The following is a 14,152-nucleotide window of genomic DNA, read 5'->3' on the forward strand; positions in this document are numbered from 1 at the left end:
GCAAGGCCAAAGGCAGATCGCGCATCTTTGCCCTTATCTTTATTCCATACGAAAATGTCCGGACCTTTTGGTTCGGCCATTTCATTCTTACTGCGCTTCATTGACCGCGCGTCAGAGCGGGAGCTGGTCGCTGTATCTGTCACAGGCTGATGGTCACTGTTGTTCCTGTCGGATTACCTTCGAGAGTTACGCTCCCTCGGTGACGGGTCACGATCTGCTTCACAATGCTCAACCCGAGGCCAGCACCCGTGCTCCGGGGTGTGACCCTATAGAATGGTTCGAACACGAGGTCTCGATGCGCTGCTGGAATTCCGGGACCCTCGTCCGAGACCGAGATTTGTCCGCATTCGAACACGCGCACCGATATCGTGCCGGTATTCCCGCCGTGGTCGATCGCATTGCGCACAAGGTTGCCTATGGCGCGCGACATCGCCGACCGACTTACCAGCCGATACAGCTCGTTCACTTCACTGTCGAATGAGATTTCATATCCATTTCTTATGGCAAGCGGCGCTTGGTCGGCGACGACGTTCCTCGCGACTTCTACGAGGTCGGCTTGTTCATACGGCTCCGGGGACTGCTCGCTCCGTTCGAAGTCGAGCAATTGCTCCGCCGTCTCCCGTAGACGCCCGATGTCATCCATCATGGTGTCGCGAGTGCTTCCTTCCAGGGTCGTATCGATACGCGTCTGCATGACGGCGATCGGCGTGCGGAGCTCGTGTGCGGCGTCGATTAGAAAACGTTCTCTGGCTGCGAACTGCTGCTCAAGCCGCTCCAGAATGGAATTGAACGCATGGATAAGCGGAACGACCTCACTCGGAACCCGATCCACTGGCAGCCGGGATCCTGGCTGGCGAGGGTCGATCTCCGGAGCTTTCCGAACGACGTCGCTCAGCCCTGAGAGCGAACGTCTGACCAGTCGCGGCACGGCGAAGAAGAGGGCGGGCAGAGTAACCGCAAGCAGAGGCACGTAGATCGGATATGTGCTGCCAAGCATCGTGAGGAATGTCGACTCGCTTCCGTTACGACCGCCATAAAGCACCCGGATCTCGGTCGTATCGATCTCAATGTCGTCGACTGAAGCCGGCTCCGGGCTACTTGCCAGCGTGCCACGAATGTCTGCGTCCTTGATAAGCGGCACGAACTTGGCGAGCTGCATGTACGGAGGCGGAATATTTCCATATGCGACTGCCGTTCCGTCCGGGGCTGCGGCGTAGAAGAAGAGATTGGTATTGTCATTCTTCAATGCCGTAAGCTGTTCGCTGTCTTTGATGCGAAGCCCTCGTCCAGGTTCGTAGCTCAGGGATCCTTCCAGGGCGTTCAGAAGCCGGTGCTGCATGCCGACGTTCGGAGAAAGGATCATCGCCCCATAGATGCACAGCCCGACGATCACCAATGCCGTGATGACGACGAATAGCAGACTGAGCTGCCAACTCAGTCTCCACCACAGCGACGTATTCGGAAATCGCATCAATGTTCCTTCAGCAGATATCCGACCCCGCGGATGTTGTGAATGGACACGCCGGCTTCCGCGTCAGCCAGGCGTTTTCTCAGTCGCGACACATGAGCATCCAGCGCGTTGGACTGGATCGTCTCCTCGTAATTGTAGATTTCGGTTTCCAGCGCCGATCTGAGGACGGTCTTACCTTTTCGCTTCGCAAGGGTAACGAGCACCATCAGCTCTCGACGAGGCAGGTCGAGCTGCAGTTCGCCGACCATGACGTCCATCCGGATTGGATCCACGGTCATCCGCCCCGCGACTATGGACGGCTCCGCCAGGGCCGACGGGCGTCGCATGACAGCGCGCAGTCGAGCGAAAAGCTCCTCCATCAGAAACGGCTTGCCCAGATAGTCGTCGGCGCCGAGATCGAGGCCCGCTACTCTTTCCTTCGGTTCGTTTCTGGCAGTCAGGACGATGACCGGCGTTACGACGCCGGAGCTTCGTAGCCAGGGAATGAATGTGATGCCGTCGCCGTCTGGCAGACGTCTGTCGAGCACGATCGCATCATAGGTCTGTTGTCGAGCCAGTTCGATTGCATCCCCAAGAAGAGCGGTGTGGTCCACCGCTATGCCCTTCTTAGTGAGCGACGCCGCAATCGCTTCCGCCAGCCTTGTCTCGTCTTCGACCAACAGGATCTTCATGTCTCGTCCACCTTTGCGATCCTATCTTCACGACGACCATTGCGACAGGATTACGGCGTGAGCGTTTCGAACGCGGGAAGTCATGGGTCGCGGCGAATTGGATAAACGAGATCGCATGATCGTCCGCCTTTCGCCACAAGAGCATTGGCCGTTACTCGTTCCCGCGATGATCCGAGCCTGGCAAATCCCATGAGGTTGCCAATCGCCTCTGAACAAAAAACTCCAGGCGCCTGGGCACCTGGAGTTGATTTCTGATTGGTCTGTTCTGAAGGAAATCGGACCTCTGTCCGAGCGGATCAGTTTCGATTGACTGCAATGAAGGCTGTTCTCTTCTTACTGCTCAATCGAAAGATGTAAATTCGCCCTTTTCTTCAAATGCCGACCGGATGTCGGGAGGACACTAATCTTGCCCAAATAGTTATTGGCACCGATTGATTTTGTTACGGAAAATCAATCGGTGCGCACACCTCGGTACTCAAGGCGCACTTTTCCCGTTCCGATACCGATCTATCGACGCCAAAGCGACGCGTTTTGCGTCAACTTGCAGTGGCCGAATCCCAGTCGTCCTTCCGTCGAAATCGCTAGTCGCTTGGATGTATGCGCCGGCTCTCGCCAACAGATCTGTTCGTTGATAAGTTGCAGACGGGCAGACATCACAAGGGGGATAAGATGGTCGACACGATGCGTCCGGGGAGGAATGTGCTTGAGCACGAAGGCGCGGCTCTAGGCCGAATTCATGCAAAATCGAACAGCAGGAAGGCGCTCACTTATTGGCTCGGGTTCTTGAAGGGGATTCTGGCAAGCGACAAAGTCGAGACCGCCGAGTTCGCGCCTTTAAAGGTTGAGGCCGAGAACTTTCTCAAGCTGCTCCACGATCCCGATGCGTACGAACTTATAGACGATCTCCGCATGTGGCAGGACGAGCCCACCGAGATCTACGAGATCATCGAGAACATCGTTGCCATCCGTTCGCGTGATATCTCCATCGAAGACGAGAAAGATCAGATTAACGAGCTCTATGGCTTCTGCGCAGGCATCGCGTGCGACAATCGCATCACTATAGAAGAGGTCGAAAAGTTGCTGTCGAGGCTCGGGAGCAATTCCAGAATTCAATCGGACAAGAGAGTCATCAATCTCAGGAATGCCGCGCTGCGGTCGATTGCCGACGGTAGAATTACGCCTGAGGAATCCGACGACATATGCGAGTGGATCACGCACTTGGTCGGTGACAGCGCGACCGACACTGGAATCGCTACCTTCGGAAATGTCGGTGTTATCGAAGGGGCGCTAGAAGATCACAACGAGGTCGTCTTCGATCAACGGATGTTCGTCTTGACGGGTAAGTTCACTCTTGGCCCCCGAAAGGCCGTGCAGGGGATGATCGCGGATCGGGGCGGGGAGTTTAAAAGCAGCGTGTGCAGGAATACCCACTACCTTTGTGTCGCGACCGAAGCTTCACGAGATTGGCGACACAGCCACGAGGGACTGAAGATCATTCGGGCGATGGAATTGCGGGATCAGGGCAGAGGACCACATCTGGTTCATGAAGGGACGTTGGCCCAAGCCCTTTCAAGATAGCTGACGCAATCTGCAGCGCCGTCAATTTGGGCGCTGCAGACCTTGCGAATGTCAGACTGCCTTCGCGTCAATCTCTTCCGGCATTGCATCCATAAATCTGCCGAACCCCATCCAGCCTCCGCACAGAAAGCCCGTGATGAGATCCCAGGCTTCTTCCCGGGTAAAGCCCATCTTCTGGATTTCGGCTACATATTGCCGGGCGCGGTCCTGAATTTCGACCTCCGAAGCTTCCGCATCGCGAGGCGAACAATCGTCACTGCAGAAGGAGCGGAGTTCCTTGCTGTTTCGATAGCCGAACATCCGGGCACAAAGTTCCAAGCATTCGGTGTGCTTCGCTTCGCCACCTGTCGCCCAAATGTATTTCTTCATGGCGGCAGCGATCTTGGCGGATGTCTCAGGGTGTTTGAAAACGACGCGTACCATAGGCTTGCTCCATAGTTGGGCGGCTGAATTTTCAAAGCCGCGAATTGTTACAAAGGACTTCGCTGATCAATGCCGGACCTCAGTGATCCCTGATGGTCGCTATCCAGCCGAGGATGTCGTCGAGCACTATTCGGACGTTGATTTCACTGCCCATGCGGGCACCATGCCGTCGTTCCACAAGGCGCACTATCTGGGAGCGCTTTCCATCCGACATGATCGGTGCCGGCATCAGAAGAGCGACCTTTCTTACGATTTCGGTGAGTTCCGCATCCGTGACGGCGCATTTTTCTTTTGGCGGCCTTAGTCGGCTGACCGCGACACTCACTGGCTTGTCGCAGATCGCCCACGTCTTCGGCCCGGCGATCGTGGCCGAAAGTTCGACTGCATCGTTGCTTCCGTTCTGGTCACGCGAGGTGCAGGGAACGACGAATACGGTGCCGTTGAGATCGACCTTGCGAGAGAGGACGACGACGGGCCTAACCTTCCAGAATTCCGGAAGCTCAGCGTCTTTCGGGAACTGGCACCAGAAGATTTCCTTGATCCTTGGCGCCTTTGCCAGTGCTACCGGAACCCGAGGAGGGGCGCTGTCATCGTAGTCGACAGCAACGTCGTGAATGATTGCGGCAACATCGCCGCCAGCGACGCCATTGCCGCTGGACAGGTCAATCTCGGCGCGGCGCGAATGGCTTTCGTCCATCCTGAGCTGGTTGATCGTGACTGTGCGCAGCTTGCGGCGCCTCTGAACGAGCTTTCCGTCGATGGCGATGCGGGAATTCCGAAACCTGTCGTGTGTCAATTCGCGGTTCCTTTCTTCAGCCATTGCCCAACATCGCCTCGAGTGTAGAAGGTCGCACCGACCTCATCGCTGGTGATGGCAGCTTTGATCCCGGCATCGTCCAAGACCCGGCGCATTTGATGGATGTGAAGCTCGGCTTCGCGGGCAAGCCAGTAGAGCGAGATGAACCGCTTCTCGAACGCATCGAGTTCGATCCGTTTCACGATCGTTTGCGGACACCTGTTTGTCGGGTTGGTTCCCTGTTCCGCTTGGATGTCTCCACGATCGATGAGCTTGAGAAGGACGGCCCCGCTCATCCTGAGAGACTTCTCGGCTTCTCGCAGGCTGAGGCCGCCGTGCTCGTCGAGGCGCACCTTTGACGTGACCTCGGTGAGGCTAAGCCGCAGGGCCATGAAACCGCGTTCTGCCGGGTCGATGGCAACGCGTGCAAGCTTGCCGCCGAGAAGTAGGTCCATGATCTCGTCGATCTTGCAGAGTGCGCGTCGCCGGATGTTGACGATGTCAAGCATGTCCTCGTCCTCGCGAAACTCCTCTGTGGCCTTGTCGAGCAGGCTTGCCAGGAAATTGTCGAGGTCAGATCGCGCAAATGTTGCCATGACCCCTACGGCGAGATCGCGCTCGATGAAGGGCTTCACGTAGCCAGTGTCGACGAGACGATCCCATTGAACTCTTGGCGCATTGACGAAATCCCTCGCATCCTTGAACTGCAGGCCGGAGGCTACCTTCGAGAGGAGTCGATCCATGACTTCGGCATCGACGATGATCCTGTGAGCACTGAGTTTCATGTCGGCGTCGCTGATCAGGTCCAAGGAGCGCAGGATCTTTTTCAGCGTCAGGTAATGGACATGCGAGACCTTGGCGGCGGATTGCAGCGAATGCCATCGGCGGCGCTCGATCGGCCCGAAGAATTCGTTGCCCGGTCCGATCGGGAACGCGTCGATGGCTGTGTTTTTCATGATCGCCCGGATCTCATCGAAGTCAGGGTCGGAGTTGTCGTGGGCGAGCAGTTCATAAAGGCTGCCGTAAATTCTCCTGCCGCCGATGTCGCCGTCGCGCTCGAGAACGAGGTCGTGATGCTTCACCAGGAATTCTATGAAGGCGTTCTTTCCTTTCGCCATGATGCCGAACCCAGTTTCGGCGGCTTCCAACAATTGTCTGGTATTGAGATCGCCGAACCGGAATTTGCGGCCGTGATGGACCATGCCACCGATGACCTCGGGTACGCGCAACGAGACCTGCAACGGCATGGAATCGAGCCACTCCTCTGTCCGCTCGAGTCCAACGAGCCGATCCCGAATGTAGCGCTCGTATCCGCTTGTCGGTGCCTCATCGGGGATGGTGACGACATCGGAAGCTTCCCTGACCATGGCCACGAAGTCATTCATGACAGTAGATCTTGAAGGGGCGGTCGCTTCGGTGAGGAAGACACCGTGCTTCTGGCATGTACGTACGCATGTGAAGATCCAATCGATGCGTCCATAGCCTCGCGAGTGTTCGGGCCCGGTTCCACGAAGCTTGTCCTCGCGAAGGCAATGAGGGCAAAAACGGGCGGTTGTCCTGGCGAGCTGGAATTTGGAAAGGCGTTCACCACGGAGCCGGAACATGGCTGCATCCTTTATCAGTGCCCGCGACTGAAGCTCTTCCGGATCCCGGTCGGTCAGATAGGCGAACTCGTTGATGGCGTTTTGGTCGCCATCAACGATCTGCTGGAAAAGAAAGCCCATGTGAGCACTGAATTCGCGTGCGGTGCGGATGCCATTGGCGGCAGCCGTCCGCGAGCCGAAGCTCGCGACCGTCTCGTCATCATGGAAGGGGACTGTGATGCCAAGTCTGGTCATTTGCGGCGTTCTCCGGCTCGAAGGCGCTTCGGTTTCTCCTCTTTCCCTTGGGCATCCTCCTTTTCCTCGATGACCTTGGCGGCGCCGGCATCCAGAGATGTCCAGTTCTCGATCGTGAAGATGTTGCTGGTTGGGGAGCAACCGGAGATGAAGGCGTATGCCTGTGCGAAATGGTCCTTCTCGACCCTCGTCTCGTCGGCAACCATTGCGGTTTCCACCGCCATGCGGATGAGTTGCACGATTGAACCGAAGCAGCCATCGCAGGCATGGATCAGCCGCATCGGAAAGTCGCCGCCGATGAAGTCCGCCAGTTCCATTTCGGCGTGCTCGACCACGATCTTCTCGATGTACTTCCTGACGTGACCCGCATGGTTTTCCTTGTCGAGTGGGCCGAGATTGAGGACGGTCGACCGGGAAGCGATCTGCTTGTCGCCGTCCCGAACGCTCTCCAGCGGTGACACGCCGCACAGGATCAGACGGAGCGGCCAGTCCGGCATCTGGACGAGATGCTTGAACGTGTCGCGAACCTTCTGGATTTCCCAGTCGCTTTTGTTGCTCTTGATGGCGTGCTGCGCCTCGTCGATGACGAGGAACATTACCTGCCTGCGCTTGAGCTGCTCGCGGAAGAGCGGCCAGATCCGGCTCTCGGTAAGGGGTGCCTTGACCGGGTAGCCGAGGGCTTCAAGGCCGTCGGAAGCCATGTTGCGGAGTGTTCCCGGCGAGGGGTACTGCATGAGCAGCATAGGCATCGCGTTGACCCCCTCAGAAGTGACGTAGGGAGCGAAGGCGGGATCATTGGCGATGGCGTGCTCGATCAGCGTTGACTTGCCGGAATGGCTCTCGCCGATGATAAAAAGCATGCGGTGCTGCTTCTCGTCGCCCGAATAGTGTGCGACCAAACTCCGCTTAAGGCGGCCAAGGCGCAGTGTGATGGCGTCATTGCGGAAGGTGACAACGTGTTGTGAATTGACCTTGGCCATCCGGTCGGCGACGTTGAGCTGGGCCTCTGGCATTGTCTGACGAATGTGGGAGATGGCTTCGATGGCGGCAGTGCTGCGCTTCAGAATAGGCATTTCATTCTCCTGGTTCGTTGGGGAAGGATGAGGGCAGGCGGCTGGAGGTCAGTCCGGCATGCCGAATTCGTCGTCGGGCGGCAGGATCGTCTTCTGTGTCGAGACGGCCTTGCGGCGGGTCTTCTTGGCCTTTGGCGACAGCTCTTCGGCCTTGGCCTCGGGCGCCGGAAGAAGCTGGGTGAGGACGCGGGCGAGGGAGGGCGTGAGTTCAACCTTCTCCTTCAGCGTCGCGGTCATGCCAAACAGGCGGCGGAGTTCAGGACGGAGTGCGATTTGGTTGCGCACTGCTGCCTGATGGTTGGGATCGACGTCGACGATCTTGATGAAGCGGTCCATCTTCCCTTCGAGGTATTCGAGCGTTTCACCCGTCAGGACCGGGGTTCCCATCTCGAGCTCGGCGCGGGCGATGTCCGACTGCTCGGCTGCCCATTCGATGGCCTCGTCGACTGCTGCCTGGGTGAATTCCAGGTACTGTCTGTCGCTGACCCGCAGGCGTTCCTTGGCTGCCTTCCACTGCCAGATGGAGACGTTTTTCAAGCCCTTCATCACCGCGGGAACACGGAACATGGCATCGCCTTTGATGAGTGTGATCTCGGAGAGGTCGAAACGGTCCACCTTGCAGTCGACCCACTGGTCCTTGTCGTCGCGGCGCATGGCCTGAACCTCCGGGGACTGAAACTGGATGTCCTCGTAGACGATGCCTTCCTTGGTGATCTTGCGCTGGATCGGGATGCCGTAGATGTTCCGGCGCTCCCAGCCAGTTGGAGGGGGAACGATCCCGCGCTTGTTGCTCAACTCAAGCCAGGCCTGCCTGGGCGTGCGTCCACCGAGACCGGAATGCGGGGTGTTGTGGTAGACATCCACGATCAGTCGCGTGAAGATCTGGATGAGCAGATCCTTGCGCACTGATGCGTCGGCCTCTGGATTGTCATCACCCTTCTCGACGACGTTGCTGAAGGTCCGGCCTGAGAAGTCATTCAGGCCGAGGAAGGCGATCGTCCGGAAGAAGCGTTCGATCGTGCCGCGCAGGTATGGCTCCCCGGCAGGCGGGAACACGGAGCGGCAGCCGGAATCCAGCAGTGCTCCCTTGAAAGCGTCCGAAGCAAACCAGACAGCGGAGTCGAGACCGATCGACTGAATGCGGCCGCGCATCTCCCAGGGGAACCGGCACCCGGCCGCCTTCGCGAGGTTGGCCTTGTCTCGGGTGGTGAGTTCGACGGTCGCGTAGGCGGATTCGATGTTGGGGGCAGTGTCGAAGCAGCGGAATGCCGGAATGCACTTGGTGGCCACGTCGATGACGCCCGAAAAATGCAGACGTACGCCCTGGAATGCCTTGCGCTCCTTCGGCGAGAGATCGGCCCAGACGGCCGATTCCACGAGAAGAGCGTAGACGTCGACAGTCCACTCGTCGGCTTCGACCCGCTGAAAAGGTACGCCGCGATCGACGCCACTCATGACAGGCTGGAACGCAAGGCGTGCCTTCCGCTGTCCTTCGCGGCCCGCCATCTTGAAGAAGTCCGGCAGCAGGTTGATCTTCCTGCGCAGCCAGGTCTCCGAGATCGGCCGCAACTGGTTTTTCGGAGGTCGATTTCGATTGAGGCGATTGAATGTTGCCACCATGCGGCGATGCAGGTGCTTGATCGTCGGCTTTGTACGGCTGGCGTACTTGAGCACGAAGCGGGCGTGAAGATTGCGCTCCTCCTCGGTGTACTTGCAGGAATGCAGGCCCTTGTGCCTATCAATCAGACCGCTGACATCTCCATCGGCCGCCAGATAGCGGGCGACCCATGCGCGAAGAGACCGCGCGGAAGGTCCCTGGAGTTCGAACTGACCCCTGTTTGTCACCTGCACCTTGCGGTAATTTGCGCGTTCGGAAGCTTTGGCCCGCTTCATGTATTCGCGGACGACCGCATCCATCAGCGGTTCCATTGTGGCATCCGAGCCGGGGCCAGTCCCGCGACCGACGGCCTTCACACTCAAGAAGATTTCGACCCAGGTCAGGCGCTTCATCGCCTTGGAGAGCTTTTTCTGGTCCATCTGGGTCAGACGCTCCAGTGCCATCACTCCACGACGTTCCGCAGCGCGCGCGCTGTGGTAGCCGTGGAGGACAACAATGTCGCCTTCATCGAGGAGCTTCTGGATCTCCTCGTCAGTGAACGGACGAGCGCGGTGGCTGCCGGACGTTTCGATGAAGATCTTGCCGCCGGGAACGTCGCAGTCCCAGATGTGTTCGACATCCTTGATCATCACCTTGTCGAGTTCGGTGATGCGGGCGACGGATTTGATGGTGTTCGCAGAATAGTCTGTCGTCATGCGGCACTCCTTTAGTTGGCGATGAGGGATACAAAGGGGGCGTCTTCGAAGGTCTGGGAGGGGTCGAGGTGCTCGACTAGGCCGTCGTAGATCAGGTTCAGGAGGGCGACCCAGGCGCACTGCGGATCATCGAAGCTCTCGACGATCTGGAACATGTCGACGGGGCCTTCGGTCCGCTGCATGAACTCGAGGACTTGGCGGCAGTCGCGTTCGTTTCGGGCGGCGAATGCGAAGGCGATGGCTTCTGCGTTGTCCACGATCTCCGGAGTGACTTCCCGCTCGGTCACGACGACGAAGTCATCGGCGAAGTCTGAGCATTGGACCCGCATGTACTCCACGTCCTTGAGGACAATCGGGAACTCGTCATCCATGGTGTGCTTGACGGGGAAGCCGACCCTCAGCCCGTTTGCGAACGTCGCTCTGTAGTCGATGGTGTGCTCGGTGGGCGTTAAAGCGCTGGGACGCCAAAAGCGCACGGACTTGGGTTGATCTTCGATGTTGACTACGTTGCGGTCTGCCTTGAGCAGGGCGCCAAATTTCATTTCTCCGGCGCTTTCGAACCCGAGTGCACGGTTCAGGCGCACGTCGTAGTCGTGCCCACGCACGGATCCCTTGGTGCGGGGAACGGGCTGGCGGGTTCCTGTCGACAGGAAAGGCCGGATCCAAGCGACATCGGTGCGGTCGCCGGCTTCCTCGTAGCTCAGGGAGTTTTCGTAGTCGAACTTTCCGTCGTTGAAGGTTATGAGGCGGCCGGAGAACGGTCGATCAGGACGTAAGAAGCCCGTGGTCGTGGGAATTGCGCGCTTTGTCGTGTCAATTCCTCGTTCGTACTGCTTCAGGTGTTGCAGAACGCGGATGGATTTCATCGTGGTCTCCTTCTGAAGACAAAGGGGGCGCCTCGCCGCCGCCCTGGTCTGGGCGGCGGATGTGGATGCGCTGTCGATAGAGAGGGGTGCTTAGTGGCGCTTGCCGTAGTCGATGCGGTAGGTGCCGAAATCGGTTTCCCAGTCTTCGGTCATGCCACCGTTGAGGAGGTAGTTCGCGCTATCGAAAATCCCGCGAAGATCGTCGAGGTCGATTTCGTGGATGGCCTCGGCATCGAGCATTTCCTGCTCGCGCTCATCGAATACGTACTTCGATACGAGCTTGCGAGTTACGTGCTTCGTACCCTTACGCGGCGAGCGCTTGCGGCTGGTGCCTGCCTTCTCGTTGCTGGAGGACTTGGAGGCGAGGGGTGCGCGGCTGGTCTTGGTCATTTGCTACTCCTGTTTGGGAAGGTCAGTTGAATGCGTGGCCAGACGCGGCGGAACCGAAGGCGCAGTTTCCCGATCCCGCCGAAGCAGGTCGAAAGTCGTCGTCGATGTCCGCCAGGTTAGGCGGGGTAAGCGTCAATTTGCCGAGTGGTCGGCGGGAGTGAGGAAGCCAGGTATGCTGAGGCGGTCCGAGGAGTGGTTGGAGGGGGACATGGCGAGTTCCTTCGGCGATGGGATTGCTTTGGAAAGACCCGCCGATCATCGGCAGGCAGGCACGATGTAGGCCGACCGCTTATTTGGCGGAGCGGCTCTTAGGCCGGTTTGTCGGTTCTATTATCGTTGCCATCTCGGCTCCTTATGCGACGGGCGGGATGCCGATCGCGAGTCTCATATAAGTAATATGCGTCTATTGCTCAAGTGTAAAAAGCATGACTAATCAGGATGTTAAAAGAAGATATCGCTTAATGTTGCAGTTAAATATTTGTATAGTATTTTAACAATCGGCATATTGTTAAGTATTTGAACTGATATAGTTGAAGTAGCTGCTACTGCCAAAATAATTTCCATTTCTTCGGCCGATTTTGAGCCGACTTGTATTTGTCGAGCCAGCTTCCACGGACCGTTCCACACTAGCCGAATGTCCGTCCGCCGGACGGTCGAGACGTCTTGCTTGACGCCCGGAGGCTTCGTCTTTCCCCTGATTAGTAACTCGCCTCAAATTTTTTTTGTTCCTTGCTGCCATTTTTTCGATCCTGAGGCCCTCACGGGAGGGTGAAATGCGGGAAATGGATGCCAGAGCCTGGCTGTTCAGGCACGGATTTGATGTCAACGACGACGAGGATCACTTCTGCGCCAACTATTGGGACCGGCATGTCCATGTCGTGATCGAAAAAGGACGCGGAAGCTCGTTTGTTTCCAAACTTTCCGAGAGCCGATTTCTTCGGGAATTTGATGTCTCTAGGCTGCGGATAGACGAATTCGGGATGCTACACGGCGCGGGCATCGATAATTACTTCATCGATCAGATGCGTTACCGCGCCCCTTCTCCGCGGTGGTTCCCGAAGGCGTATGAGGAACATATCAAGCGCATGCTGAGGGATCGCAACATCATGGCGAGGCGCGTCCGCGGCTCCGAGGTGATGACGTGGTGTGAGATCAACGATTTCGCCTTCGTAGCGCACCGCATCTTGCGCGGGCGCTTCGAAGGTTCCATCGTCGAGGTCGAGGTCGGATACACGGGACTTGCCGTGAAGACGTTCGACGAAGATGGAAACCTCATCGAGGACAGGAAGGCGCAATTCGGGCGGAACAAGTTCGATATTATTGGCATGCTGAGGGGGGAAGATCAGCCAGCCGACGACGATGGCGACGAGCCAACGTTCCGGCGGTAGGCCGTGTGCGGCAATTCCACGTCGACCTGTTGCATTGCTGGTGGCTGAGGAAAGGCGATTGGTTCTCGGCTGGCGCATGTTCGTCCCGTTCGAAAGGTTCGAAATGTCGGAGACTGCACCGCGCGCCTCTGCGCTCAGTCGACTGCGTCTCCGGGGAATGTCGTGCGTATGAACGTGCACATCACAGTTTCTCCAGCGGGATTTCCGATCGGAATGATGCCAATTAAACTTCCGATGCGCGAATTTGTCTACGAGTTTATTTCAACTCAGAGGTGTTGACGAACGTGTCACAACGGCGTCCAATCAGGCACTTGCGGGCGCGCGTGTAACGTTTCACACGCGCCCGTGGAAAAGTGCGCACGAGACCTCCTCACGGAGAAAGACCTAGGCGATCCTCCGATGTGCGTTTCCCGGCTCAAGCCAAGGATTTGCCTTCAGGATTTTTCGACACTGATCTCACGGCCGTCGTCCACCGAAGCACCGAGAGATGAGAGTTGCCTGACACCGGTCTGATGTACCTCGAATATGGAGTTTGCCGGGCGCGCTAAATACACGAGTGAACTGTGACTCGCTGGCCGAACCCGGAGGCCCCTGCAGGCAAATATGTTTTCGCTTTCGATGTACCTTCTATATCTTCCCAGAAGGGAAGGCGTACCACGTGGATCCAGTGTCTGGCCGCATTCGTCCTCGATCTTTGGCAGGTGTACGCTGCTGGGATCGGGAAGAGTCTTGTCGAGTTGCGGCATCGCGATCTCCCGCGTGGGCAGGAGGCGCCATCGGCCCTCCATGGGATGATATAGGCCCGGCAAAAGGAAGCGTTCGTGGATTCGCATGAAGTCCGCGACATTGGCAGTCAGAATGGGAAGTTGGTGTGTGATCGAGACGGCGGCGATCATCAGATCATGCCCCAGGCGATTGGTTTTCTGGGCGCGTTGCACTGTCCACATGTCTCGAAGAGAGGGCTCTGCCGTCATGCGCGCATAAACGTCCGCCACCTCGTCGGTCATTTCAGGCGCGACGAAGCTCGCCGCCAGGATGCGCTTGATCCATGCCATGATCCTATCCGCCTTGGCGGGATCATCTCTGCGCTTCAGGTGAGCACCACGCATGAGCTCGGTGATTGTGGGGTAACCGATAGCAAGGCGGTGTACGCCAAGTTCCATCAGCCAGTGCCGCAGCCCCGGCGGTGATCGCGGTCGGCCGAAAAGACTGACGATATCTGTATCGAGCAGAAAAACCTCATCCTGCATGAAGCACCCCTCAAATAGCGCTGGCAATATCGTGGAATGTCGAGATCGGTCGTATTCCAACCTCGACTTCGGCGGTCAATGCTTCACTATCTTTC

The 14,152-nt window shown here is 57.7% G+C and carries 12 protein-coding genes; 2 read left to right on the top strand and 10 right to left on the bottom strand.

What is annotated here, in order from left to right; all coding sequences use genetic code 11:
* Positions 1-139: 139 nt before the first annotated feature.
* Positions 140-1,471 carry a HAMP domain-containing sensor histidine kinase gene (locus tag J2X71_RS16450; RefSeq protein ID WP_310383019.1) on the bottom strand — a complete coding sequence of 444 codons (1,332 nt, stop codon included), beginning with the start codon at positions 1,469-1,471 and terminating at the stop codon, positions 140-142.
* A complete protein-coding gene (locus tag J2X71_RS16455; RefSeq protein WP_310383020.1) occupies positions 1,471-2,142 on the bottom strand; it encodes a response regulator transcription factor in 672 nt (223 codons plus the stop codon). Before J2X71_RS16455 ends, J2X71_RS16450 begins: the two co-directional genes overlap by 1 nt.
* A 669-nt stretch (positions 2,143-2,811) precedes the next feature.
* On the opposite strand from J2X71_RS16455, the gene J2X71_RS16460 reads away from it, so the two are divergent.
* The gene (locus tag J2X71_RS16460; RefSeq protein ID WP_310383021.1) at positions 2,812-3,720 is read left to right on the top strand and encodes a hypothetical protein; all 909 of its coding nucleotides are present in this window, start codon (positions 2,812-2,814) and stop codon (positions 3,718-3,720) included.
* A 51-nt stretch (positions 3,721-3,771) separates the two neighbouring features.
* Here the strand turns inward: J2X71_RS16460 and J2X71_RS16465 are convergent, their stop codons facing one another.
* The 7 genes from J2X71_RS16465 to J2X71_RS16495 form a co-directional block, all read right to left on the bottom strand.
* Positions 3,772-4,143: a hypothetical protein gene (locus tag J2X71_RS16465; RefSeq protein ID WP_310383022.1), complete on the bottom strand. Its 372-nt coding sequence runs from the start codon at positions 4,141-4,143 to the stop codon at positions 3,772-3,774.
* A gap of 79 nt (positions 4,144-4,222) precedes the next feature.
* Positions 4,223-4,963, bottom strand: a complete 741-nt coding sequence (locus J2X71_RS16470) for a type II toxin-antitoxin system PemK/MazF family toxin (RefSeq protein ID WP_310383023.1) — start codon at positions 4,961-4,963, stop codon at positions 4,223-4,225.
* Positions 4,936-6,777, bottom strand: coding sequence for a TniQ family protein (locus J2X71_RS16475; RefSeq protein ID WP_310383024.1), 1,842 nt, complete (start codon positions 6,775-6,777; stop codon positions 4,936-4,938). The genes J2X71_RS16470 and J2X71_RS16475 overlap by 28 nt, the downstream gene beginning before the upstream one ends.
* Positions 6,774-7,850, bottom strand: coding sequence for a TniB family NTP-binding protein (locus J2X71_RS16480; RefSeq protein ID WP_310383025.1), 1,077 nt, complete (start codon positions 7,848-7,850; stop codon positions 6,774-6,776). The genes J2X71_RS16475 and J2X71_RS16480 overlap by 4 nt, the downstream gene beginning before the upstream one ends.
* A 48-nt stretch (positions 7,851-7,898) precedes the next feature.
* Positions 7,899-10,163, bottom strand: a complete 2,265-nt coding sequence (locus tag J2X71_RS16485) for a hypothetical protein (protein WP_310383026.1) — start codon at positions 10,161-10,163, stop codon at positions 7,899-7,901.
* A gap of 11 nt (positions 10,164-10,174) precedes the next feature.
* Complete coding sequence (locus J2X71_RS16490) at positions 10,175-11,029, bottom strand: hypothetical protein (RefSeq protein WP_310383027.1); 855 nt, start codon at positions 11,027-11,029, stop codon at positions 10,175-10,177.
* 90 nt (positions 11,030-11,119) lie between these two features.
* On the bottom strand, positions 11,120-11,419 hold the full coding sequence (locus J2X71_RS16495) for a hypothetical protein (RefSeq protein ID WP_310383028.1): 300 nt from the start codon (positions 11,417-11,419) through the stop codon (positions 11,120-11,122).
* Between the two features lie 773 nt (positions 11,420-12,192).
* Here J2X71_RS16495 and J2X71_RS16500 point away from each other — a divergent pair.
* Positions 12,193-12,807 (top strand): hypothetical protein, encoded by a 615-nt coding sequence (locus tag J2X71_RS16500; protein WP_310383029.1) that lies wholly within the window; start codon positions 12,193-12,195, stop codon positions 12,805-12,807.
* 434 nt (positions 12,808-13,241) lie between these two features.
* Here J2X71_RS16500 and J2X71_RS16505 read toward each other — a convergent pair whose 3' ends face one another.
* Positions 13,242-14,057 (bottom strand): hypothetical protein, encoded by an 816-nt coding sequence (locus J2X71_RS16505; protein ID WP_310383030.1) that lies wholly within the window; start codon positions 14,055-14,057, stop codon positions 13,242-13,244.
* Positions 14,058-14,152 lie beyond the last annotated feature (95 nt).

The sequence above is a fragment of the Rhizobium sp. 1399 genome (assembly GCF_031455475.1).
In the GTDB taxonomy this organism is placed as follows: Bacteria; Pseudomonadota; Alphaproteobacteria; order Rhizobiales; family Rhizobiaceae; genus Rhizobium.

Excerpts from the sequence above, each read along its gene's own strand:
- J2X71_RS16490 (WP_310383027.1), bottom strand. The coding sequence starts at position 11,029 with ATGAAATCCATCCGCGTTCTGCAACACCTGAAGCAGTACGAACGAGGA.
- J2X71_RS16465 (WP_310383022.1), bottom strand. The coding sequence starts at position 4,143 with ATGGTACGCGTCGTTTTCAAACACCCTGAGACATCCGCCAAGATCGCT.
- J2X71_RS16450 (WP_310383019.1), bottom strand. The coding sequence starts at position 1,471 with ATGCGATTTCCGAATACGTCGCTGTGGTGGAGACTGAGTTGGCAGCTC.
- J2X71_RS16480 (WP_310383025.1), bottom strand. The coding sequence starts at position 7,850 with ATGCCTATTCTGAAGCGCAGCACTGCCGCCATCGAAGCCATCTCCCAC.
- J2X71_RS16500 (WP_310383029.1), top strand. The coding sequence starts at position 12,193 with ATGCGGGAAATGGATGCCAGAGCCTGGCTGTTCAGGCACGGATTTGAT.
- J2X71_RS16470 (WP_310383023.1), bottom strand. The coding sequence starts at position 4,963 with ATGGCTGAAGAAAGGAACCGCGAATTGACACACGACAGGTTTCGGAAT.
- J2X71_RS16475 (WP_310383024.1), bottom strand. The coding sequence starts at position 6,777 with ATGACCAGACTTGGCATCACAGTCCCCTTCCATGATGACGAGACGGTC.
- J2X71_RS16485 (WP_310383026.1), bottom strand. The coding sequence starts at position 10,163 with ATGACGACAGACTATTCTGCGAACACCATCAAATCCGTCGCCCGCATC.
- J2X71_RS16460 (WP_310383021.1), top strand. The coding sequence starts at position 2,812 with ATGGTCGACACGATGCGTCCGGGGAGGAATGTGCTTGAGCACGAAGGC.
- J2X71_RS16495 (WP_310383028.1), bottom strand. The coding sequence starts at position 11,419 with ATGACCAAGACCAGCCGCGCACCCCTCGCCTCCAAGTCCTCCAGCAAC.
- J2X71_RS16455 (WP_310383020.1), bottom strand. The coding sequence starts at position 2,142 with ATGAAGATCCTGTTGGTCGAAGACGAGACAAGGCTGGCGGAAGCGATT.
- J2X71_RS16505 (WP_310383030.1), bottom strand. The coding sequence starts at position 14,057 with ATGCAGGATGAGGTTTTTCTGCTCGATACAGATATCGTCAGTCTTTTC.